The sequence below is a fragment of the Dokdonia ponticola genome, from assembly GCF_042653865.1.
Classification (GTDB): Bacteria; Bacteroidota; Bacteroidia; order Flavobacteriales; family Flavobacteriaceae; genus Dokdonia; species Dokdonia ponticola.
This window is the reverse complement of the sequence record NZ_JBHSFV010000002.1, coordinates 43720-69951: the sequence shown is the minus strand read 5'-3', so window position 1 is coordinate 69951 and position 26232 is coordinate 43720. Positions and strand designations below refer to the sequence as shown.

Genomic DNA, 26232 nt, shown 5'->3' with positions numbered 1-26232 from the left:
AAAACAACAAAAATCCCTCTTTTAAAGCATTCCACATGAGTAAAAAAGCATTCGTATGCGTTTGATAACATCTAGTCGGTTTGAAAAAACACTCCACGGAAAGTCAATTTCTCTTTTTACGCTCACCAATCATAAGGGCGTTTCCATGCAAATCACCAATTATGGTGCGCGCATCGTTAGTTTGTATGTTCCAGACAGAAATGGGGTGTCCCAAGATGTCGTTTTAGGATATGATGGTATTGACGACTATTTGAAGACAGGTAACCGCTATTTTGGAGCTACGATCGGTCAATTTGCAAATCGTATTGCCCATGCGCAGTTTATACTTCATAACAAGGTTTACACTCTAAATGCTAATGATGCTCCTCATTCCCTCCACGGAGGTGCTGAAGGTTTTCATCAGGTCGTTTGGGATGTCCATCAGATATCAGATAGCAAATTGGAATTTACCTATACGTCTAAAGATGGAGAAGAGGGGTTTCCTGGCACGGTATCAGTAAAGGTGACGTATTCTATTAGTGATAACAATGAAGTTACCATTGCATATACGGCGAATACTGACCAACCCACCGTCGTTCATCTAACAAATCATTCGTATTTCAATTTAAAAGATGCAGGAAAAAGTTCTATAGAACTTCATCAATTACAGATTCTAGCCTCCAACTACACACCTGTAGATACTTCATTGATTCCAACAGGTTATATTGAAACTGTAGCAAGTACCCCTTTTGATTTTAGAAGACTCACCGAGATAGGAAAACAGATAAATCAACCACACGAACAACTCCAAATAGGGACTGGATACGATCATAATTACGTACTTGACGGCAAAGGATTAAAAGTGGTAGCAACAGTAAAAGAACCTACTTCAGGACGCATTATGGAAGTGATTACAGACACCCCTGGCATACAGTTTTATAGTGGCAACCATATTCATCAAGACATTCTTGGAAAGCACAACATCTGCTATGGAAATAGACATGGGTTCTGCCTTGAAACACAGTATTTCCCAGACAGTCCGAATCAGCCTCATTTTCCTTCAACAGTTTTGAATCCTGAAGATACGTATCAGTCAACGACTGTTTATAAATTCAGTACCTCAGAATAACTTTACCAAATTACTTCAATACAATAGTCTTTGTTAAAACACTCGTCGTTTCAGCATCTGCCAAGCCATTAAAATTGGGTTGCTTCCCTCCTACATTGACCGTTAATGAACCTTGATTAAACTCGGGCTGCCCTTCTTCATTTAACTCAGCATATTGTTTAGGTGTGATTAGAAATTCAACCGTTTTGGTCTCTCCTGTCTTCAAATGCACTCGTTGAAAACCAACTAAAGATCGGATTGGAGCATCATTTGTGCTATCTATATGGCTTATATAGAGCTGTATCACTTCATCACCATCTCGCCTTCCAATGTTAGTCACATCTACTTTTAGAGGAATACCTTTCTTTAGTTCAATCTCTGTATCTACTACCAGATTCTCATACGCAAACGTCGTATAACTGAGTCCATGTCCAAAAGGAAACAATGGATCTCCTTTAAAATATTTATACGTTCTATTATTCATATCGTAGGACTTAAAATCAGGCAAATCCTCCACAGATTTATAAAACGTAACGGGTAGTCTTCCTCCTGGATTATAATCGCCAAAAAGAACGTCTGCAATGGCTTTTCCACCAAATTCCCCAGGATACCAAGCTTCGAGAATGGCAGGAATATTTTTACCCGCCCAATTCACCGCCAACGCACTTCCGTTCATCAAGACCACAATGGTTGGTTTTCCGATGGCTTGTACTTCTTTCATCAATGCAATTTGCGTTTTAGGCAATGTAATATCTGATCGGTCACCTTTGTCAAAACCTTCTAATAAAACAGGCATTTCCTCCCCTTCAATAGTAGGTGATAATCCCAAAAATAAGAGGACTACATCCGATTTTTTTGCCGCTTCGATGGCTGGTGTTAACAGATCTTGGTCTTTTTTTGCCCACACAAAATGTGCTTGAGGATCTGTATGATAATTAAAATACTCAATCGTGACGTCGTAAGGTGTTCCTTTTTTTAGGATACGATCAAAATACCGTGTCTTTGGTTCATGATCATCTTTAAATTCAAACTGCAGCTCACCATCAAAATACACCTTCCCGCCACTGCTCGCTTTCAATCCGATGCGATACTCGCCATCTTCTTCAGGAACTAATTGCCCAGTCCATTGAACAGAAAAAATATCCTTTTCAAGACCACTTATTGGTTTTTCAGGCATCCATATAAAATCGATCAGTGTATCATTGCGCACAAATGCGGGTTCTCCTTTCCAATCTATTGATTTATAATACTTCCCTTTCAATCCAGCTTCCTCTCCATTTTTTAGTACAGATGACGGAATTGGCGTTAACATTGGCCAACCTTCGGCAATGTCACTTCCTAATGCATAATGAATTTGTGCATTGGGTAACTTTGCTTCAATAGCTTTTAAGGGTGTTATAAATTGGTGTGGCGTTCCATGATAGTTTCCCAATAATGCTTGTTTGGAATTTGCATTAGGGCCTATCACAGCAATCGATGCGATATCTTTGCTTAAAGGCAGTGTATTATTCTCATTTTTCAATAACACCATGGACTCACGGGCTACTTGTTCTGACAAGGTATAATGCGCGTCACTTGCGACCACATCATACGGTATATTGGTCCATTTCACATCTTCTGCTGGATCAAACATCCCCAACTTAAAACGAGCAGTAAACAGTCTTTTAAGTGCTATATCCAACTTAGATTCGTCAATCAGTTCTTTGAGAACAGCTTCTTTTAGATTAGGGTCATACACACTTCCGCAGTTCAAATCTGTCCCGCGATCAACAGCTAGTGCCGCTGCTTCTGGTGCGGTATCTGTGATTCCATGTCGATTAGGTTCCCAAAAATCAGTAATCGCCCAACAATCAGAAACTACATAGCCGTCAAATCCCCAATCATCTCTTAGTATTTTTTGAAGCAACAAATTACTTCCACAACACGCTTCATCTCGATATCGATTGTACGCACACATCACCGAGTGTACTTTCGCCTCTTTGACAGCAGCTTCAAATGCGGGTAAATACGTTTCGTACAAATCCCTATTGGACGTCTGATAATTATCTTCGTGTCTAGATTTTTCTGGACCGCTATGCACGGCAAAATGTTTGGCAGTCGCGACCACTTTTAGGTATTTTGGATCATCACCTTGCAATCCATTAATGTAGTTGACACCTATTCTACTGGTGAGGTACGGATCTTCTCCATAGGTTTCTTGTCCTCTTCCCCAGCGTGGATCTCTAAAGATATTAATATTAGGGGTCCAAAAAGTTAATCCCTGATAGATGCCTCTTTTACCCGCTTTCGCGAAAGCGTGATGTTTCGCACGAGCTTCGTCCGAAACGGCGATTCCCATCTGATGAATCAGTGGCGCATTCCACGTCGATCCCATCCCAATGCCTTGCGGAAAAACCGTGGCTTCCCCAGCACGTGCAACACCGTGCAAACATTCATTCCACCAGTTGTACTCAGGAATACCCAAACGTTTGATAGCAGGCGCATCATATCGCATTTGTGACACCTTTTCCTGTAATGTCATATGAGATATTAGATCTGTAACCCGTTCTTCCACACTCAAATTCAAATCCTGAAATGCGAATTCAGTTGATTCTTTTTCTGCGCAAGAAGACATCAGTAAAATGCTCATTAAGATGATGATATAGAAAGGTCTATTTTTCATAACAGGTAATTTTATTCGTTTGTTTTTAAGAGATATTCAATGTTTTTAAAGAAGATTCACTTCCAAAGTTCTTCCATTTCTTCCAAGGTTTTTCCTTTGGTTTCTGGTACAAATTTCTTCACAAATAGCAATGCTAATATCCCCATAAAGCCATACACCCAATAGGCGAATCCATGGTTAAACTGTTCGGTGAGATAGCTGTTGTCATCCATCATCGGGAAGGTAATAGACACGGCGTAATTAGCAATCCATTGGGCAGCAACGGCAACGGCCATAGCACGTCCGCGAATTTTATTGGGAAAAATTTCAGAGAGTAATACCCAAGTGACAGGTCCCCAACTCAACGCAAAGCTTGCAACATAGACCATCATACATAGTAATGCGAGATAACCCGTAGATTGAGCATAGAATACAAAACCTAATGAAAACATCGCAATTGCCATGCCTAGTGCACCGATCATCATCAAAGGTTTTCGACCGTTTGTATCCACCGTTTTTATGGCAATAATTGTAAATAAAAAGTTGACAACCCCAACGATGATAGTGAGTAACAATGCCCCATCGGTATCGGGATTGATGTTTTTAAAGATTTCTGGAGCGTAGTATAACACCACATTGATTCCTACAAACTGTTGGAATATGGACAACACCACACCAATCACAATGACCAACCACCCAAAAGACAAAAGTTTTCCCGTAGCAGGTTTATTGATCGATGCATTGATTTCATCCAAAATTTGATAAGCATCTTCTTCTCCATTGACGTTGATTAATACTTCTAAAGCCTCTTCAGGTTTATCTTTCAGCATCAAAGATCGTGGCGTATCGGGTACAAAGAATAAAAACAGTAAGAATAAGCCCGCTGGAATCACCTCTGAAGCGAACATCCATCGCCATCCTACAGCATTTAACCACACATCTGAGCCTCCAGATTTTGAAATAAAATAATTCACAAAATAGACCACCATAAATCCTGCTACAATGGCGAGTTGGTTGTAGGACACTAAACGCCCTCTACTATTTGCTGGGGCTATTTCTGCAATATATAAGGGTGATAGCATAGACGCTAGTCCGACACCGACACCTCCAATAATCCGGTAGATGATAAATAGAGTTGAAAAGGTATGGTCTCCCTCGCCTATGGTTCCTATCAATAACTCTGGCATTGCAGAACCTAAGGCGGAGATCAAAAATAAAATTCCTGCCAAGATCAGTCCTTTTTTTCTACCTAACCATGTACTCACAAAACCACTAAAGGCTCCACCAATAATACAACCAATTAAGGCACTTGAAACGATAAAGCCTTTAAAGGCGTTGGCTGCGTTTTCGCTTAATCCTTTTGGAGTCACGAAGTAACTCTCCAAAGAGCCGACAGTTCCTGAAATCACACCGGTATCATATCCAAATAGAAGTCCGCCAAGAGTGGCTACCATGGTCAGTTTAAGAAGGTATTTCGAATGGGTTGATGATGGCATAGTTTTGTGTTTATATGTACTGATTTATGATGTTTTCGAAGAGTTCTTGTTTCCCACTTTGAGGTATCAGTTCCCCATTTTCTTGTGCGATTTCATACAAATCCTTGAGGCTTAAATTGCCTTTCTCAAACGCCTTTCCTTTCCCTGAGTCGAATGATTGATAGCGGTCTGTTCTTAATTTCGCGTAAGCGGAAGCATTCATAATTTTTTCAGCGGTCAATAAGGCTCTAGCAAACGTATCTGCGCCACCGATATGTGCATAAAAAACGTCCTCCATGTCTGTAGAATTACGTCTGATTTTGGCATCAAAATTCACCCCTCCGCCCTTGAGACCACCAGCCTTTAAAAAAACCAACATTGCTTCGGTGGTTTCTTGGATATTGTTCGGAAACTGATCGGTATCCCAGCCATTTTGGTAATCGCCTCTATTGGCATCGATACTCCCGAGCATGTTTGCCTTTGCTGCCACGGCTAATTCATGCTGAAAGGTATGCTGTGCAAGCGTAGCGTGGTTGACTTCGATATTTAATTTAAAATCTTTGTCTAGTCCATATTCACGTAAAAAACCAATAGCTGTTGCCGCATCAAAATCGTATTGATGCTTCATGGGTTCCATCGGTTTTGGTTCGATAAAGAAACTACCTTTAAACCCTTGTGATCGTGCATAATCCCTTGCCATAACTAAGAATTGCCCCATGTGATCTAGCTCTCTTCCCATATCGGTATTAAGCAACGACATATAGCCCTCACGTCCTCCCCAGAAGACGTAGTTCTCACCGTCTAGCGCGATCGTAGCATCTAAGGCTAGTTTTATCTGTCCACCCGCTCTTGCCACCACCTTAAAATCTGGGTTGGTAGCAGCTCCATTCATATAGCGAGGGTTAGAAAAGCAATTGGCAGTACCCCATAATAATTTGATGCCTGTTTCGGCTTTTTTTTCTTTGATGTAGTCGACAATGGTAGCGAGTCGTTTTTCTGATTCGGCGAAAGTGGTTCCTTCTTGCACGAGATCAAAATCATGAAAACAGAAGTAGTCAAATCCTAATTTTGAAATGAATTCGAAGGCAGCATCTGCTTTATCTTTGGCTGCTTGGAGAGGGTCTGACGCCTGATCCCATGGAAAATTTTGAGTTCCCGGACCAAAGGGATCGGAACCTTGGCCGCAGAAGGTATGCCAATAGGCAATGGCAAATTTAAAGTGTTCGCGCATGGTTTTTCCTGCGACTATTTTAGTAGGATCATAGTATTTGTAGGCTAAAGGGTTATCTGATTCCTTCCCTTCATAGGATATCGTTTCAATTCCTTTAAAATATTCTCGATTTGCCATAATTTTATATGCTTTTTAAGGTCATTTCTAATTCGTTTCTCCAGTGTTGATATGCTTTTTGATACGGGGTAATATTCTTACTAGGATGATAAGACATCACATAATCATTATTGTTGATGTTTTTTGTGTAGGTATCAAAATCACCATCCAAAAGGCCCGCTGCTCTTGCTGCTCCTACAGCTCCTGTGGTGTTATATATTTTAATTTCTTGATTAATGAGCGTGGCAATGGTGGTAGAAAAAATGGCAGATCGAAACAAATTATCATTTCCAGCGCGTAGCTCATTAATCATCGTTTTATCTTTTTTTAATAATTCCATTCCATAAACAAAAGAGAATGCAATTCCTTCTAATGCAGCGCGATACAGATGTGCATCTTGATGTCTATTTAAATTGAGATGTTTGATTTGAGAACCGATCATTTGATTTTCGAACATCCGTTCTGCACCATTTCCAAAAGGAAGCAATACTAGACCATCTGAGCCTACGGGAACACTATCTGCTTTTTTATTCATTTCTTGGTAGGAAGAAGCCGCAGTGTTTTTAAGTAACCAACGAAATTGAATTCCTGCACCATTGATATTAAGCAATCGCCCTACGGTAGGATTCATTTTGGAATAGTTGACATGTGCAAAGTGATTGACTTTGCGGATTTCATTGAATGTTGCTTTTTGAGTCACCGCATAGATCACACCTGAAGTGCCTCCTGTTACCGCTACTTGTCCGGGGTTAAACACCCCTAAAGTAAGTGCATTATTAGGCTGATCTCCTGCTCTGTAGGTAATAGGAATTCCTACCGGTAGCCCGGTTTCTTTAGATGCATTTGGTGTCACCATCCCTTGAGTTGTGAAGTTTTTTACAACAGGCGGTGTGAGATGGGTATCAATATCATAATAAGCCAACAACCAATCTGCGACACACTCATTTTTATAATCCCAAAGAGTTCCTTCAGATAAACCATTACGCGTCGTATTGATCTCACCTGTGAGTTTATAGGCAATGTAATCGCCAGGTAACATATACTTATGAATCTTATTATAGATAACAGGTTCATAATCTTTTACCCACTTTAATTTGGAGGCAGTAAAATTACCTGGAGAGTTCAAAAGTTGTTCCGCGCATTTTTTTTCTCCTAAGTCTTGAAATGCTTTCTTTCCTATATCCACTGCACGACTATCGCACCAGATAATAGCGGGTCGTAGTGGGCGACCTTGTTCATCAACGATAACGAGGCCGTGCATTTGGTAAGATATACCAATCGCTGCTATTTTTCTTGTGTCTATACTTGTTTCTAAGATAACCCTTTTGATGGCTATGCACGCATATCGCCACCAAGTCTCTGGGTCTTGTTCTGCCCAATCAGGTTGTACTGATTGCATCTCCATTTCAGTAGAAGGTTCATGTACACTTAGCATGTTTTTTCCTGTAGACGCTTCTACGAGTGCAACCTTAACAGACGAACTCCCTATATCTAAACCAAGGTAATACATATTACAGAGACTCTCTGAGGGTTAACGTAGTAGGAACATAATGTTGGATGGGTTCATCTTGCGTAATAAACTGTGCGGCTTTGGTGCCCAATTCCATAAAATCTGTTGAAATAACGGAAATTCCTTTATAAATAAACTTTTTCATTGGAGTCTCGTTGTACGAGAGAAAACCTACATCTACGCCTGGCTCGAAACCTTGATCTCTACATTGCTCCAAGAATCTACCAAGCATACGATCGCTTACGCTTATATAAGCAATATCCTTTTCTACAGAGAATTCTTTGGGGTCGGTGAGTATCATAAAATCAAATTGAAACTCTTTGCAAAATTTTTCAAAGAAAACAATGGTTTCTTCAGGATGATCGCTAAACGTTGGGTACAAGAAGTCTATTCGTTTATATTTTCGGAATAGATGGGTAGCCCCTTTTAGAGATTCATAAAATGAGATTCCAAAATCTTGAAAAACATAATTGTTTTCTGAAGTAGAAAAAATATTCCAATCGATTAATAATAATTTGTCTTTATTAATTTTTGAAATAGTTTCTGCTACCTCTTTATGATCAAAATTCATCACAATGTATTTATAGTACTTGCCTACACTGTTGTTAATGATTGTTTTAAAATTATCTATGTTATAGTGATGAAATTGAACATCGGTGCTGATGGTATCGGGTACATTATTGACAAAGGAGTGGTATAATACTTCTTTATACGCCTTAAAGGTATCAAGCACTAAGAGTACTTTCTTTGTTTCGGTCGCTACGTAATAGCCTTTATTAGGAACCGATGCTACAACACCATTCTCTTTAAGGATAGAATACGCTTTAAAGACGGTATCTCTAGAAAGCTGATTTTCTTTACAAATGGTATTTACCGAGGGTAATGCGTCTCCTATTTTTAAGACATTCTCACACACTGCGTCACTGATCGCGGTCACAATTTGTTGGTACTTTGGAATATCACTTTGGTGATCAATCGATATGATCATTTCTTTTACGTCCATACTGTTCTGCTCTGGTAGGTAAACTTAAAAAATAATTTTAAATAAACAACAAAATGGAGGCTTTTGTTTTGGGGGATTTGTTTTAGTCAGCATGGAGCGTATAGAAAACGAGTAACTATTATTTTCAAGAAGAGAGAATTCAATTAATACGAGATCTAGTATAACATTGATATTATGTAAAGTAATACTTATTAGAGTTTCATCTCTCAGTTCACGCTTTCGCGAAAGCATAAACACCTCATCCATACTGTAAGAATGAACTTCTTAAATTAAGGCAAATTGTCTTGTGTTTGCTATATTTTTGACCTAATCTACCTTGTAGATCATCCCATAATCTTCACTAACAACTCTTTAAGCAGGTCTGGTGTAGCAAAAGGGCTAGATCCTACCCCTTTGCTTTTTACATCGGCTTCACGTAACAAGGCAATGGCGGCACTGACTCGTTTCATAGGGTAATGACGCGCAGCGGTCGTATATTCTCCTACAAAAAATGGGTTGACGCCTAAGGCTCTCGCCACAGTAGTTTTATCTTTTTGAGGCAGTCCGTGATAGCGTAATAAATTAGAGAAAAAACCATACAAGGAAGAGATGGTAAGCACTAGCGGGTTGTCTTTTGGGTTTTGTGTAAAGTATTGACTAATGCGTTGTGCCTTGACAATATCCCGTTCGCCAACGGCTTTACGAAGTTCAAAATTATTAAAATCCTTACTAATCCCGATATTCTCCTCAATCGCTTCTGGTGTAATCTCACTTCCTTTAGAGAGAATGAGCATCAGTTTTTCAATCTCATTATTCACTTTACTGAGATCTGTTCCTAAATACTCAACTAGAATATGTGCGGCTTTGGGGTTGATATGATATCCTTTGTGGATGACCAATCGTCGAAGCCAATCACTTACTTGATTTTCATAAAGTTTTTTGCTCTCAAAGTGAATTCCATTTTTCTTAAGCGCTTTGGCAAGTGCTTTTCTTTTGTCTATTTTTTTATACTTATAACAAATCACTAGTACTGTAGACGGCTGCGGATTTTCAACATAAGACGCTAACTTCTCAATAGTACGGGAGAGGTCTTGTGCCTCTTTTACGATTACAACTTGTCGATCTGCCATCATAGGGTAGCGTTTGGCATTCCCTACAATATCCTCAATAGTCACATCACGACCGTATAGCACCATTTGATTAAACCCTTTTTCAGATTCGTCAAGGATATGATCTTCAATATAGTCTGCAATTTCATCAATAAAATAAGCCTCTTCTCCACTTAAGAAATATACAGGATGTATGATTCCATTTTGAAGGTCTGACAGTATATCTTTTGTGTATTCCACTATGACTATTTGGTATAAAAATGTATTTTGCGGTTATGCAAGAACTCGAATTTCCAGCGTATGAATTTCGTCTCAAAAATAGCGAAAACAAACCGTATATTTTTGACCCTATACGTAAAAAATTTATACATCTTACGCCAGAGGAATGGGTGCGCCAACATGTGTTGCAGTTTCTCATACAAACCAAAGGCTATCCGAGTAGTTTAATCAATGTAGAAAAGGAAATAAAAATATACGATACCAAAAAACGGTACGATATTGTTGTTTTCAACTCAGACGGAACCATCTTTCTAGTGGTTGAATGTAAGCGCCCTAGCGTTGCTATTACGCAAGCTACTTTTGATCAAATTGCCCGTTACAATCTATTGTTAAAGGCTGAATTATTAATGGTTACTAATGGGTTACAACATTATTATTGCGCTATGGATTTTGAGGAGGAACGGTATCACTTTTTAAAAGAATTACCAAATTATAATATAAAATGATGCTTTTTATGCTTTCGCGAAAGCGGAAAACCCTTTTATTTGCAACGTGAAAACAGCGATCGTTATACTCAATTGGAATGGACGTGCCTTATTAGAACGTTTTTTAGGAAGTGTCGTACAACACAGTGCTCATCTTGCGACCATTTACGTGGCAGATAATGCCTCGACAGATACCTCTATTGCCTACTGTGAAGAATACTTTCCTGAAGAGGTGATCGTGATTAAAAACACAAAAAACGGAGGCTACGCCAAAGGATATAATGATGCGCTACGCCATGTAGATGCAGATCTCTATGTACTTATGAATAGTGATGTGATGGTAAAGGAAGGATGGCTAGAACCAATGCTTGCTATCTTTGAAACCTCTTCTGAAATTGCTGTCGCACAACCAAAAATAAAAGATCTAAAACGACCTACCCATTTTGAATATGCTGGTGCTGCTGGCGGCTATATAGATGCCTTAGGCTATCCATATTGTAGAGGACGTATTTTTAATACCTGTGAAGAGGATACAGGACAATATAATGACACGGTAGACGTGCAATGGGCCAGCGGTGCCTGTCTTTTTATAAAAGCAGCTCAGTACTGGGAAGTCGGTGGTTTGGATGAAGATTTTTTTGCCCATCAGGAAGAGATTGACCTATGCTGGCGTGTAAAAAATAAAGGATATCGTGTGGTAGCTGTAGGTGATAGTGAGGTTTTCCATTTAGGCGGTGCTACACTAGCTACTTCAAATCCAGTAAAAACATTTTATAATTTTAGGAATACCCTTTTTGCATTGGTAAAAAATAGTCCTGGTTCAAAGTTTATTTTATACATTTTATTTCGTCTCATCCTAGATGGTATTGCTGGTGTTAAATTTTTATTAGAAGGAAAACCTAAACATGTATGGGCGATCTTACAAGCACATATTAGTTTTTATAGCCATTTCCCTAGTTTGTTAGAAAAGAGAAAGACCTTACCACAACGCAAAGATTATTACACGATAGGGTCTATTGTTTTTCAATATTTCGTAAAAAACAAAAAGTCATACCGCGATCTTTTATAAAAACGATAAAAAACTGTTAATCGCTATTTTAACATTTCCATTTTTGGTACTTTTGAATAAACCCAAAACAATCTAGAAAATGAAACGAATATTAATAGTGTGTGGTGCTTCTTTGTTATTAGCAACCTCTTGTGTGTCAAAAAAAGAATATGCTGCGCTTGAAGCAAGACAACAAGAAACTCAAGATTTATTAAACTCTGCAACGGTAAAGCTAAACTCTTGTTTAGAAGAAAAAGCGAGTGCAACAACCCGTGTTGCTTCTCTTGAAGAACGTATCGCTGAGTTACGAAGAGATCGTGAAGATCTTATCCAGAGTTCAAAAGAAATGACTATGCTCACAAAACAAGGAGCAACCAATCTTGAAAAATCACTAGAGAGCCTTAAAGAAAAAGATTTAAAAATAAACCGCTTACAAGATGCGCTTACAAAAAAAGATAGTGTAACTCTTGCGCTTGTCACTAGCCTTAAGAAAGAAGTAGGCCTTGATGACCAGGACATTGAAATCAATGTGGAGAAAGGAGTGGTCTTTATCTCACTTTCTGATAAAGTACTTTTCAAGAGTGGAAGCTATAATATTACAGATAGAGCTAGAGAAATCTTAGGAAAAGTAGCTACTGTTATCAATGGTAAACCTGACTTTGAAGCTCTTGTTGAAGGGCATACTGATAATGTACCTTATCAAAAAGGCGTTTTATTAGACAATTGGGATCTTAGTGCGAAGCGTGCAACCGCTATTGTTCGTGCCCTTGTAGAACTTGGAGCGAATCCTGCACAACTTATTGCAGCTGGTAGAAGTGAATATGTACCATTGGTACCTAATGATTCTCCAGAAAACAAATCGACAAACAGACGTACTAAAATATATGTACTTCCAAAAATCGATCAGTTTTATACGATGATCGAAGAAGAAATGAAAAATCTAGAAACTGGAGAAGACGAAGGAAACTAAGAAATTTCTTCATAAACTATAAAGAAAACGGCTACCCTTGAGTAGCCGTTTTTTCGTTTATACATAGTATGAATATACACACATACTGCGGATTATGGCGACAATTAGCTTCCTCTTAAATGTTAATTTAGCATCCTGCTTATTGAGCGAATACGTTAAAAACATCGATAAAATGCATAAAAAATAAGCTGAAATACGCAATTTTAACATTCCAATCCTTTTTTATTTGTAATTTTTATCTAGTTTAGCACAAAATATAATTTAGTATACCCAAATCATATTACCTATATATTAATACAGTAACCCCAAATTACGTTGACTTACAATAATTACCTACTTAAACTATGAAGAAAACTACTTTAAGACGCACAGCGCTTGCTTGTGCGTTATCGTTATGTGCTTTTACAGGGCTTTTTGCACAAGATGTAAATACCTCTGAAATAGGAACTGCAAAGCGAATCTTACTTACGGCTCCTAGTATGGATCAATTACATACGATCCAAGACGCAGGACTAGATTTACATTGTGGTGCCAAATTTGAAGGCGATGATTTACGTCTTGATTTACAATTCCCTGAAGTACAAATATTAGATGAGCTTGGTGTATCATACCAAGTAATTGAAGATAATCTAACGCAATTTTATGTGGATCGCTATGAGTCTACACGTGAAGAAGGTGAGGCATTTTTGCGTGAAATAAAAGAGCGCTCTCTTGCAGAAAGAGCACATCGTGCTTCTTTAAGTACAGGAGATACAACCATAGAAAGTTTTATACAGCGTGAAGAATGTCAAGAGATTGATTGGGTTTCACAGAACTTCAGACTTGGTGGGTTTCTAGATCCTTCCGGAACTCCTTTTGGAGGATGTCTTACGGTAGATGAAATGATTATTGAATTAGATAGAATGCGTACGCTATATCCTAATCTAATCTCTATGCGTCAAGATGCTTCTCCAACGGGGCAACAGACCAATGGAAATACCACGGGACCAACTTCTGCCGATTTTGATCCTCAAACAATATGGTATGTGCGTATTTCAGACAATCCAGATATGGATGAATTAAATGAACCTGAAACACTCATTACAGGAATGACACACGCACGTGAGGTTAATAGTATGATGAATGTGATTTATTATATGTGGTGGGTGTTAGAAAATTATGAACTAGATCCTACTATCAAAAATATGGTTGATAACCAAGAGTTGTACTTTATTCCAGTTGTAAATCCAGATGGTGTAAAATGGAATGAAGTAATTGCTCCTCAAGGAGGTGGTTTACAACGTAAAAATTTACGCCCTGGTGTAAATGATACTGGATCAACCACATGTACAAATCCAAATAACCAATCCGCTTGTAACGCATTAAGAGGGGTAGACTTAAATAGAAATTCTAGCTACTACTGGGGTTTTGATAATTCAGGTTCAAGTCCAACACAATCAAGTGATGTGTACAGAGGACCTTTCCCTGCATCTGAGCCAGAAACTCAAATTCTTGCAGACTTTATTGAAACTAGAGAATTTAAATATGCCATTAATCATCATTCAGGAATTAACTCTATTGTTACTTCTTCTTACAATGGAAATCCAAATGCAGCCCCATCTAATAGAGAAGACGAATATCAAAAATTGATGCATGATGCTACACGATTTAATAGATACATCCATGGATCTGCACCGAATACATTAACAGCTGCCAATGGGGATACTAACGATTATATGTTAGGAGGACCTGATGTCACATACACTACATTTATAGATGCAGATGGAGATAATCAAGGAAGTGCAGGTAGTAATCAATCATATACCTCTAGTGGCTCTGGGAAAAATATCATTACATTTTCGCCTGAAAATGGAGATGATTTCTGGCCTACAACAACAGATATTATTAAAATATCAAAGAGAGCTGTTAGAATGAACTTATTAACCTGTCTTTATGCAGGAAAATATGCGAGACTCCATGATTTTACAACTACAAATGTAACATCTACAACCCCTCAAATAGATTTTGAAGTAGAATACCTTGGACAAACCGCTAGTGACTTAACCCTAACAGTTACACCCATATCAAGTAACATTACAGGAGTTACACAACCGACAGTAGGAGCTCTGAACGGAATGAATATTCTTGAACAACGCGCCACAAGTGCTACACTAACGTTAGATGCTGGTATCGCAGCAAATGATCCTATAGAATACCAAGTTACTTTAAGCAATGACACGTATATTATTTACCAAGTAAATTACATAAAATATTACACCCCATCTATCGCTGTAAACGCAGACGGCTTTAGTAATTGGACCGCTAGTGGTACCGCTAATACCTGGGCAGGAACGACCGATGGGTATAATGGGAGTACCAATGCCATTACCTCTACCCCTTCTCCTCCTTATGGAAATAATGTCCTGAGTTTTGTGACATTAGACACACCTGTAGATTTATCTACGGCTAATAGTGCCGTAGTTCATTTTAATGCAAAATGGGATATTGAACGTAATTTTGACTTAGCACAATTTGAAGCGAGTATTGATGGCGGGAGTACTTGGATAGCATTATGCGGTAAGTACACAAAGGTACCTTCTGGAGAACAAGGAAATTTTCACCTTAATAAAAGTAGCGCTAATCAAATACATCAAGAAACAAACGGAACACTCATCTATGATGGAGATCTTGTCTTAGATCCAAATGTAGTAAATACAGCAACCGCTGCAGATGATGTTGACAAATGGGTACTTGAAGAATTTTTATTAGACGCAACTAATAATGATGGAATTGTAGGAAATAGTAATGTCCTATTTCGCTTTAGATTTGATACGGATTCCACCAACCGAGCAGATGGATATGATACTAATTTTGAAGGATTTACTTTTGACAACTTTCAAATATCAACACTAGATCAAACGGATAGATGTGTAGGTGAGGTAGTAAATGTATTTCCTAATACACAAGATTTTGAAGGAGTATTAGGTTACTTTATGCAATCTAATGCAGATGACGGTGATTGGCTTCTAGACACAGGTGGAACTCCTACAGGCGGAACGGGTCCTACTGCTGGAACCAATGGAGATACCTATTTATATATCGAGGCATCTGCACCAGGAACCACGGCTGGAGGAATTAACCAAGGTAACACCGCTATATTAAATTCATCTTGTATTGATTTGTCTGCAAGTTCTAGTGCATCATTAGACTTTGATTACCATATGCAAATTACGGGAGGGTTTACAACGGTTCCTACATTAAATGTTCAAGTAAGTCAAGACAATGGTAATTCATGGGTTAATGCAACAGCAGAAATCTCTGGAACTGCATCGTCAGCCTGGATGTCTAGATCTGTTGATCTATCTACGTATACAGGTGGTATTATTAGAATTCGTTTTGTTGGAATGACAGGAGTAGGAAGTTTCCAAGGAGACATTGCTATTGATAATGTTGTCCTTAATGCATCAACAACAGATTATATTTTTGATGCAGGTTCATGGACTCCTGCTGATCCTAGTGGTATTGCTAAAAATGTTGACAATATACAAGTGCTATCTGGAGCTCCAATTTTGACTGCAGATACAGATATTAACAATATATCAATAGATGCTGGCGCCACGTTAGGGCTAGGTACTACAAGCATAGAGCTCTCTGGAGATATTACAAATTTAGGAACTCTCGATGCAGATCAAGCAGAAATCATTGCTTTCAAGAAAGATGGAACAGATCAATCTCTATCTGGTAATACTTTTGAAGTTGCAAGACTTACAATTAATAACAGTGCCGCTATTTCGGTAGACACTGGAGTACGTATTAATGAACTTTTAACGCTTACTGATGGAGAACTTATCACCAATAATAATCTCACATTGGCTAGTAATGCAACTCAATCAGCTATGATTGATCAAGTAGTTGCTGGCTCGATCACTGGTAATGTAACTATAGAGCGTTTTGTTCCTGCACGAAGAGCCTTCCGTTTTGTAACAAGTCCAGTAACAACGACAACAACGATACGTGAGAACTGGCAAGAAAATGGAGCAACTACTGCTGGATTTGGTACCCATATTACAGGATCTACCACAGGAGCTAACGGTTTTGACACCACGCCTTCTGGAAATCCTTCTTTATTTACCTATGATAATAGCGCAGCAACTCCTGCCCTTACACCTATAGATAATACAGACGTAAATACACTCACAGCTGGGGATGCTTACCTCCTATTTGTTCGTGGAGATCGTACGATTGATGTGACATCAAATAGTGCTACACCTACAGATACTAGACTAAGAGCTACCGGAACCATCGTGACAGGTACCACAACTATTACAGGTGCAGATATCAATCACAATGCAGGTAATTTTAACCTTATAGGAAACCCATATCAAGCCACGGTAGAAATGAATACGATCCTTGGAGATGCAACAAACCTAAATACAAACCAGTATTACGTTTGGGATGCCACATTAGGAGCCAGAGGTGCCTATGTCACTGTTCTTCTAGACGGAACAGGATCTACCAATGGAGCGGGATCTGATGCCAACCACTTTTTACAACCATGGCAGTCTGCTTTTGTAACGACAGCATCAACTGTAGGGGATAACTCTACATCAGTAAGCTTTCGCGAAAGCGATAAAACAGTAGGAGAAGATACGATGATCTTCCTCACTGAAAATGATCCTATCGCAAACAATGCACATATTGTAGGACAGCTTTTCAGAACTGAAGCTTTCAATGCAGGTGAAAAGCTACAAGATAATTTTGTGCTCTTATTCTCCCCTACGTTTAGTAATCAAATCACATTAGAAGATGCGCAAAAATTCTTTAACATAGATGAGAATATGGCCATCTCAAATGGAGATAACACACTTAGTGTAGAACGTAGAGCAATGCCTACTACTACTGATGAAATTTCTTTATTTAACAACACCTACAGAACAGATGCCTATACGTTACGTATAGAACAATCGGGACTTGAAGAAGTAACGGCTTACCTAGAAGATACATTTACAGGAGAGTTTCACGAACTAGAAGATGGTGAAAACTTTATAGCTTTTACAGTAGATACTGCTAATGAAGCTAGTAGTGCAAGTAATCGATTTAAGATTGTATTTGAAGAGAGTGCTTTAAACGTTGACGAAGCATTTATAGATGATGTAACTATGTTTCCTAACCCAGTTGAAGGAGATCAACTCTTGATCACCTCAAGCGTATTAAGAGGACAAGATGTTACTTTAAAAATCAATAATTTATTAGGCCAAAGCATCTATAACCAAGAGCGTAGTTTTAATGGAGATACACTAGAAGTATCATCATTATCAACTCTTTCAAACGGTATCTACTTTGTGACTATTACTACAACATCTGGTAGTATAACCAAACGCCTAATCAAAAAATAAAAGCACTCATGAAAAATAAATATAGTATCAAATATCTTTGCTTTCTTGTATTTCTTATAAGTACGTTTAGCATTACGACCGCAAATGCTCAAATTACCTTCCCTGACGATGTAGATGATGAGACACCAGCCGCTCCGATCGATGGATTTGTTGGTTTAGGAATCGCAGCAGGTATTTATTTTGGTGTCCGAAAAAGAGCCAAGCACAAAGACTAGAGATTATACATTTCTATACATAGTTAAAAGGGGATTCAAAAATGGATTCCCTTTTTTTATGCTTTCGCGAAAGCGAATACTGAATTTTTAGAAATTTTACATTAACTTTTTTCTTACAAAACTCAAAAAACATCGACGAAATACACAAATCATAGGTAAAAAACACGATTTTAACACTTTTTCTATGGTGGAATTAAGAAATTTAGTAATTTAGTGGTCCCAATTCACTATAAAGACTCCAAATCTTTGTAGCAACAAAACCTACAGAATGAAAAAAATTACTTTTAATAGTACTTTGTGTGCTTTTTTTGTTTTAGTTACATTATTTTCTATTCAACCTATTTTTGCTGTAAATAACCCTACTCCTATCATTACTGAAGGAGAAGAAGAGGTATTTGCTTGTACAGGTACAACCGTAACACTTCCCTATTTAGAAAGTTTTGAAAGTGGCCTAGGTAACTGGACTCAGCCTGGTGGAGATGACGGTAACTGGACCTTGGATTCTTTTAACACACCTTCTGGCTCAACAGGACCTATTCAAGCAAGTAATGGTACCTTTTTCTATTATACAGAAGCATCAACTGGAGGGGGACGTCTAGGCCCCAATGCAACAGCAATTTTAAGAAGCCCTTGTATAGACCTTACCGCAGAATCTAGTGCGTATTTTTCTTTTGATTACCATATGTATGGTCTTGACATGGGAACATTAACTCTAGAAGTTAGTGATGATGCTGGTACCACTTGGACACCCGTATTTACGAGAACAGGAATACAACAAACCGACGACCAAGCACCTTGGCGTAAAGAGATTATTGATCTCTCTACGTATACAGGAAATACGATCAATCTCCGATTTGTAGGGGATACTGGACCAAACTTTAGAAGTGATATGGCGGTAGATAATATTGTTGTCACTGCAGAACCTCAATATTGTGGATCTATGTCATTTGTTGGCTTTGCATCGGGTATTACAAGAGTTAATGTAAACACCATAGACAATACAACAGGAACTGCGACGAGTGGCTATGCTGATTTCACATCGTTATCTACAGATTTAACAGCGGGTGATACGTATACGATAACAACAGAAGTAAGTACCGCAGGGAATAATGAATTTACTACTAATGTATGGATAGATTGGAATCAAAATCAAGATTTTAATGATCCAGGAGAATCCTATAATTTAGGAAACGCTACCAATGTAACAGGGGCTCCTACATCAAACTCTCCTCTTAGTTTTACAGTACCAGTTGCGGCAACTGTAGGAACCACTAGAATGCGTGTGTCTCACCGATTAGGAAATACATCACCAGGTTCTTGTGATGAAGACAATAACTTTTTTGGAGAAGTAGAGGATTATTCTATTAATGTACTTGCGGGTACGCCTCAACCAGAAATGGATGTTACAGGCTTAGGAAATTCTATTCCTGATGGAGATGTTACCCCTGACATCGCTGATGATACAGATTTTGGAAGTGTTCTTGTTGGAAATACCAATGAAAATGCCTTTACGATACTTAACCTAGGAACGTTAGATCTTAACTTAACAGGACCATCTCCCTATTTTACGATTACAGGTGCAGATGCTGGTGAGTTTTCTATAACAGGAATCCCTTCTAACTCCATAGCTCCTTTGACGGGTAGTACTACCTTTGCCATTACCTATACCCCTTCGACTATTGGAATACATAATGCTACGGTTACGATTGCAAACGATGATCCTAATGAAGATCCATATACGTTTACTATAAGAGGTACAGGAACAGGTCCAGAACCCGAAATGACTATTACTGGAATGGGTAATATTATCGCTGATGGGGATACAACACCCACATTTGTAGATGGAACAGATTTTGGATTTTTACTAACTGGTGGCTCATCTTTTAGGGATTTTATAATTAGCAACTCGGGAAGTGCTGATTTACTGTTAACAGGACCTTCTCCGTATGTAACTATTACAGGCCTTGGAGCTGCACAATACACACTAACAACGATTCCTTCTATATCTACCATACCAAGTAGTGGAGGGTCTACCACATTTAGAATTACCTATAATCCTGGATTGCTTGGAACACACAATGCTACGGTAACGATCGCAAACAATGATAGTGATGAAAACCCATATTCATTTGATATCACAGGGCAGGCATCTGTTATATTATCTCCCGAAATAGATATCACAGGGTTATCAAACCCTATCACAGATGGAGATACTACACCAGATGTTGCAGATGGAACTGATTTTGGAACCATAGATGTAGGACTTACAAATATTAATGATTTCACGATTACAAATAATGGGTCAGGCCTTCTTACATTAACAGGAGCTTCTCCCTATGTGACGATCACAGGAGCAGATGCTGCACAGTTTTCAGTAAATACAATCCCTGATAATACGATTGACCCCTCAGAAAATACCGTTTTTCAAATAAGCTACTCCCCAAATGCTGCGGGTACTCACAATGCTGCCGTGACGATTGCAAATGATGATAGTAATGAAGGAACATATACTTTTAATATTCAAGGAACTGCTGTTGTCAATACAGATCCAGGGTATACCATTTATTATGAAAATTTTGACACTAATGATGGTGGATGGGTCGCTACAAATCCAGGAGGTAATACTGTGTGGACATATGGTACAAACCCTGTAGAAACAGGGACAGAAGGGGGTTATTGGTATACGAGTAATTATAATGACTATGCAGACAACTCTCTGACTCGTGTAACAAGCCCTATCATTGATTTTACTAATTATACAAACCTCAGTGTTCAAATAGATATCCGTCACGACACCTCTAATGATACACAAGATGGATTTAACATGGAGTATTCAGCCGATGGAGGTGCTACCTGGAACATACTTGGAGCTTATTCAGCTACACCAACAAACTTCTGGTATAACGTAGATGATGTAACAGCATTGGGATCAGGTGTCGATGGTTGGGCAGGACGTAATAGTGATACTGGCTCATCCCCTACACAATCTTCTTTTGTGATTGCTGTTACTGACTTACCCAGTGCCTTAAATAATAATCCACAAGCGAGATTTAGACTAACATTTGCATCAGATGGTGATGGCGTTAGAGATGACGGTGTTAACTTTGATAATGTCTTTATTTTAGGAGATCCTATTACTTCATTTCCAAATCCTGCATTAGGACCAGGAGATGTGACTACGAACTTAAAACTATGGCTTAAATCTAATGTTGGGATAGGAGAAACCGATGGAAATGCAGTAACTAACTGGAGTGATGAAGCATTTGATAATGATGCAAGAGTTGCAAATAGTAACGCACCAACGTATTACGATAATAGCACAGAAAATATTAACCATAATCCTGTACTTAATTTTAGTACAACAAACGATACTCAACTTAAAGGAAAAGGAGGTTTTTATACAGATGAATATTGGCTTGTTGTTCAGCCTGATGGTGTTGTAAGTAGTGCGCCTTCTCAAGAGAATATTGTATCAGGAAGAATTACTCCTGAAGATTTTGCTGAGGATGGAACAGGATTTTGGATTCGCCCTGGTTCTATACGTTTTATAGCCGTAGATAATATCATAAGTCATATGGTAGGATCTACCCCGTCAAACCTAGCCAACTTTAGTGGTCAAAGCTATGGTAGAGCGTATGAGAGTAGCACAGATAGCTATGACAATGAAGTGATGATATTTAATGTAAAGTATGATCCTGTAGCAGATCAGTCTGAAATCTATAAAAATGGAATCAGAATAGATAATTATGCGGGACGCACCTATAATCAAAGCACAGGTTTTTCTGACGGAGATCTCCCCTATAGCACAGTTGATAACTCTATGTATACGTTAGGCGTGGGTCGTGTTACCGTCATGGGTACTCCTTTTGACTCTCATTATAATGGAAAAATAACAGAGATGATTAGTTATGCTTCTCCTAATTCTACTACAGATCAATTAAGAATACAATCCTATCTAGCCATTAAAAATGGAATTACCCTACATGATATTAATAGTACCACAGCCACAGCGCTCGGGGATGAAAACTATGTAGATTCTAGTAACAATGTGATTTGGAATACGGTTTCCAACTCAGGATTTAATTATGATATTGCAGGTATTGGTAGAGATGACAACTCTGGTCTTAACCAAAAGCAATCTACCTCCGTAAATCCAGGAGCCATTGTGACGATGGGACTTACTGATATCTATGCTACAAACAATGAAAATATAGCAACTAACCCAGATGTAATTCCAGATAGAAACTTCTTAATGTGGGGTAATGATGATGCACCTCTCGCAGCGGCAACTCCCATTGTTGTTGATATGAGTGCTGGTATTGCAGGACTAAATACCATTGTAGACTTTAGTTCTATAGAACGTACATGGAAAGTGGTAGAGACTGGATCTGTAGGTACTGTAAAAGTATCAATTCCAGAAGTTTCTTTATCGGCTACTCTTACACCTCCGGGAGACTACTTGATGTTTGTATCTGACACACCTACCTTTAGTCCTACTTCAGAATATCGTATCATGAGTCTTAATGGGACAAACCTAGAGGCTTCTTATGATTTTGATGGCGTGAAGTATATTACTTTTGGTTATGCTCCAGAATATGTGTATCCTCGTTCTATTACGTTTGATGGTGTTCAAGATTATATGGATGCTGAGAATTCTTTGGATCTGACTGGACCTTTTACCATTTCAGCCTGGATTAACCATAGTGACAGAAATTATACGGTAGTATCAAAGAGAGATGCTGCTTTTACAGAAGGATACGATATAGATGTTATAAATACTAGACAAGTTCGAGTACGATGGAGAAATGCAGGAGGAATTATACAATCAATACAAACGACTGTTCCTATTCCTAATGATGAATGGCATCAATTTGCGATCTCTTATGACGGAACAACCGCTAGCATCTATATAGATGGGGTTTTAGACAATACTGCTCCATTGGATCCTCCTGTAGCAAATGATCGTCATTTCTTAATTGGAGCAGCAGATGAAAGAGCGCCTACTGATTTCTACGAAGGAACGATTGATGAGTTACGTGTATGGGATATTGCGCTGAGTCAAGATCAGATTCGTTTTATTATGAATCAAGAAATAGAAGAAAATGGAGATCTTACCGTAAGAGGACGAATCGTCCCTCCTACGATTTCTAAAAATGAATTTGCAACCACAGATTGGAATGATGTAGCCGCCTACTTCCCTATGAATATCTATACGTTTACAAACGTAAAGGATGAGTCTAACAACAATCTGATCGCTGCGATTAAAAACTTAGATACCGTAGATTTCCAAACAGCACCCCTTCCCTATGTTTCACAAGCAGCTGGTGATTGGGCAAACCCTTCTACTTGGGAAAACGGTACTGGTTTTGACCCGCCTAATTCAGTGTCTATATCTGATGGAACTGTAAATGTAGCGTGGAATATCGTTCAGATTGTGCATGATATAGATACCTTTGCCAATAATACAGTACTAGCATTGGATGTGCAGTCTAATGAACTCTCTATAGAAAATGATAGTAAGATAGAAGTATCTCACTACCTTAAATTAGACGGGGTGTTAGACCTAGTAGGCGAGTCACAACTTGTACAAACAGAAAACAGTGACCTAGACCTTACAAGTAGTGGCTTCCTAGAAAAAGATCAGCAAGGAACGGCAGATACCTATTCTTACAATATATGGTCGTCTCCCGTGAGTGTCATTAATGGTTCTCAAATTAACCTACCTTTTGGTGTAGGAAACGTGATGAATGATGGTACAGATCCTAATAACCCATCTATTATGAACTTTAGTGGAGGGCTTAATGGAGCACCATCCTCCCCTATTACCATTAGTTCTTACTGGATGTTTAAATATGGAAACGGAATTGAGCAATTCCAATTCATAGGACCTTTTGGAAGCGTAAATGTAGGAGAAGGATATACTATGAAAGGACCTGGATCTGGAGCAATCACAGACCCACAAAACTATGTGTTTATAGGAAAGCCAAATAACAGTACAGATGCACAAACTGTAGTTGTTCCTGCCATTGCAAACTCAAACTACATGGTAGGAAATCCATTTCCATCTGCCTTAGATGCAAATGATTTTATAAATGACAATCCACATCTTGATGGTACCCTATACCTTTGGGAGCATTACGGTGGAGGAAACCATATACAAGCAGATTATCAAGCTGGGTATGCCCTATACACCCTCGCTGGAGGAACTCCAGCAGTGAGTCATCCTGATGTTGCGCAAATTGGAGGGGGTACAAAAACTCCAGATCGCTATGTTGCTGTAGGACAAGGATTTTTTGTGGTAGCAGATAGCGATGGTGATATTGTATTTAGTAATAGTCAGCGTAATTTTGTGAGAGAAACAGGAGCCTCTATCTTCTTATTTGGAGATGGACAAGAAGGAGAAAGCGACCAACAAAATGCACCTGGAGATCCGTCTGCAGCACAACTAGACGATTCTGATCTAGATGCACCAGATATGAGACCAAAATTTAGAATTGGTTTTGACTCTCCAAGTTTATATCACAGACAACTTCTTATTACAGTAGATCCAAATACGACGTTTGGACATGACAGAACGTATGATGGACAGATAGAATTTGGCCCGTCTGAAGATATGACATGGGATATGGAAGACAAGAAGTTTGTGATCCAAGGAGTTCCTAATATTACAGACGTAACAGAGTTTCCTCTTGTGGTTACATTACCACAAGCTGGTCAAATTACTATTGGCATCGATGCTCTTGAAAACGTAGATACACAAACAACGACGGTGTATTTAAAGGATCGTGTCCAAAATACAGTAACCAATCTTTATGAAGAGGACTATGAAATCACACTTGACGCCGGAGAACATTACAACCGTTATCTGATTGTATTCAGAACAGATGCAAACGAAGACCAAACTGAAGAGGAGGAAGAAGAAACTGAAGAAGAACAAACAGATTGGGAAGAAGATGATGCTGAATGGGAAGAGGAGACAGATTGGGAAGAAGAAATAGAAGATGAAGATGAAACATCTGGTACAGGGGACACAGTAGGTACCAATGGTGAGACTGAGCAAGAAGAGACAAATGAAGATACTTCTAGCGAAGAACAAGAACAAGGTGAAGGTACTTCTGGAACGACTAATGAAGATACAAACAATGATGAGCAGGAAGAAAACGCTGATATGGTCATACAAGAAGAGAATGTTTCTCTAGAAGAAGAAACCACCATCGAAAATGTGACGGTTAGTTTTAACAATCAAGAAAAGTATATTCTCGTAACTAAGAATGAGCGTAATAATATCAAAAACGCTACCCTATTCTCTATGCTTGGTCAAGTGATCCAAGAGTGGAAACCAGAAACAGGAACAACAGCCGTACAATTACCGGTATCAAACATAAGTAAAGGTCCCTATATACTCCGCCTAGAAACGGACAAAGGGCTTATTACTGAAAAATTAATTATTCACTAGCGCATTTTATGCATACATTGACAAAAGAAGCCTCTTCATAGAGGCTTTTTTGTTTTTATGGTTAAACCCGCATTTATGCATTAGAAAATCTATTACAACTTAAATAAGCTTCAAAATATACCGTTACACTACCTTTTTAAGTTTAACTATAGCCCTTCGGCTGAGCTCAGGATAAACTTAGCTATGCTAAAACTCAGAAAACGCCATATTTTATTGCTTCTTTAAACCTCATTACGAAGTTCTAATGCATAATGCGGGTTAAATGGGTATTATACGCTTTCGCGAAAGCGTACCCAGAATGAATCACCTATACCAAAAAACCTATACCCTACT

Annotated in this window: 13 protein-coding genes; 7 read left to right on the top strand and 6 right to left on the bottom strand. The window is 38.6% G+C overall.

What is annotated here, in order from left to right:
- Positions 1-55 precede the first annotated feature (55 nt).
- Complete coding sequence (locus tag ACFO3O_RS04310; RefSeq protein WP_379977305.1) at positions 56-1108, top strand: aldose epimerase family protein; 1053 nt, start codon at positions 56-58, stop codon at positions 1106-1108.
- Between the two features lie 10 nt (positions 1109-1118).
- Here the strand turns inward: ACFO3O_RS04310 and ACFO3O_RS04305 are convergent, their stop codons facing one another.
- The 6 genes from ACFO3O_RS04305 to holA all read right to left on the bottom strand — a co-directional run bounded on the left by ACFO3O_RS04305 (position 1119) and on the right by holA (position 10371).
- Positions 1119-3749, bottom strand: coding sequence for a glycoside hydrolase family 3 protein (locus ACFO3O_RS04305; RefSeq protein WP_379977304.1), 2631 nt, complete (start codon positions 3747-3749; stop codon positions 1119-1121).
- A 56-nt stretch (positions 3750-3805) separates the two neighbouring features.
- On the bottom strand, positions 3806-5224 hold the full coding sequence (gene xylE, locus ACFO3O_RS04300) for a D-xylose transporter XylE (RefSeq protein ID WP_379977303.1): 1419 nt from the start codon (positions 5222-5224) through the stop codon (positions 3806-3808).
- A 10-nt stretch (positions 5225-5234) separates the two neighbouring features.
- A complete protein-coding gene (xylA, locus tag ACFO3O_RS04295) occupies positions 5235-6551 on the bottom strand; it encodes a xylose isomerase (RefSeq protein ID WP_379977302.1) in 1317 nt (438 codons plus the stop codon).
- Positions 6552-6555: 4 nt separating this feature from the next.
- The gene (locus ACFO3O_RS04290; protein WP_379977301.1) at positions 6556-8040 is read right to left on the bottom strand and encodes a xylulokinase; all 1485 of its coding nucleotides are present in this window, start codon (positions 8038-8040) and stop codon (positions 6556-6558) included.
- A 1-nt stretch (position 8041) separates the two neighbouring features.
- Positions 8042-9043 (bottom strand): GntR family transcriptional regulator, encoded by a 1002-nt coding sequence (locus tag ACFO3O_RS04285; protein ID WP_379977300.1) that lies wholly within the window; start codon positions 9041-9043, stop codon positions 8042-8044.
- Between the two features lie 323 nt (positions 9044-9366).
- Entirely contained in the window at positions 9367-10371 is a 1005-nt protein-coding gene (gene holA, locus ACFO3O_RS04280; protein ID WP_379977299.1) for a DNA polymerase III subunit delta, read from the bottom strand.
- A 35-nt stretch (positions 10372-10406) separates the two neighbouring features.
- Between holA and ACFO3O_RS04275 the strand changes: the two genes are divergently transcribed.
- The 6 genes from ACFO3O_RS04275 (at position 10407) to ACFO3O_RS04250 (ending at position 25899) form a co-directional block, all read left to right on the top strand.
- A complete protein-coding gene (locus ACFO3O_RS04275) occupies positions 10407-10856 on the top strand; it encodes a type I restriction enzyme HsdR N-terminal domain-containing protein (RefSeq protein WP_379977297.1) in 450 nt (149 codons plus the stop codon).
- 46 nt (positions 10857-10902) lie between these two features.
- Entirely contained in the window at positions 10903-11904 is a 1002-nt protein-coding gene (locus tag ACFO3O_RS04270; RefSeq protein WP_379977296.1) for a glycosyltransferase family 2 protein, read from the top strand.
- Between the two features lie 79 nt (positions 11905-11983).
- Positions 11984-12853: an OmpA/MotB family protein gene (locus ACFO3O_RS04265; RefSeq protein WP_379977295.1), complete on the top strand. Its 870-nt coding sequence runs from the start codon at positions 11984-11986 to the stop codon at positions 12851-12853.
- 344 nt (positions 12854-13197) lie between these two features.
- Positions 13198-18228: a M14 family zinc carboxypeptidase gene (locus tag ACFO3O_RS04260; RefSeq protein ID WP_379977293.1), complete on the top strand. Its 5031-nt coding sequence runs from the start codon at positions 13198-13200 to the stop codon at positions 18226-18228.
- A gap of 8 nt (positions 18229-18236) precedes the next feature.
- Complete coding sequence (locus ACFO3O_RS04255) at positions 18237-18443, top strand: PID-CTERM protein-sorting domain-containing protein (protein WP_379977291.1); 207 nt, start codon at positions 18237-18239, stop codon at positions 18441-18443.
- 268 nt (positions 18444-18711) lie between these two features.
- The gene (locus ACFO3O_RS04250; RefSeq protein WP_379977289.1) at positions 18712-25899 is read left to right on the top strand and encodes a choice-of-anchor D domain-containing protein; all 7188 of its coding nucleotides are present in this window, start codon (positions 18712-18714) and stop codon (positions 25897-25899) included.
- Positions 25900-26232: the final 333 nt, after the last annotated feature.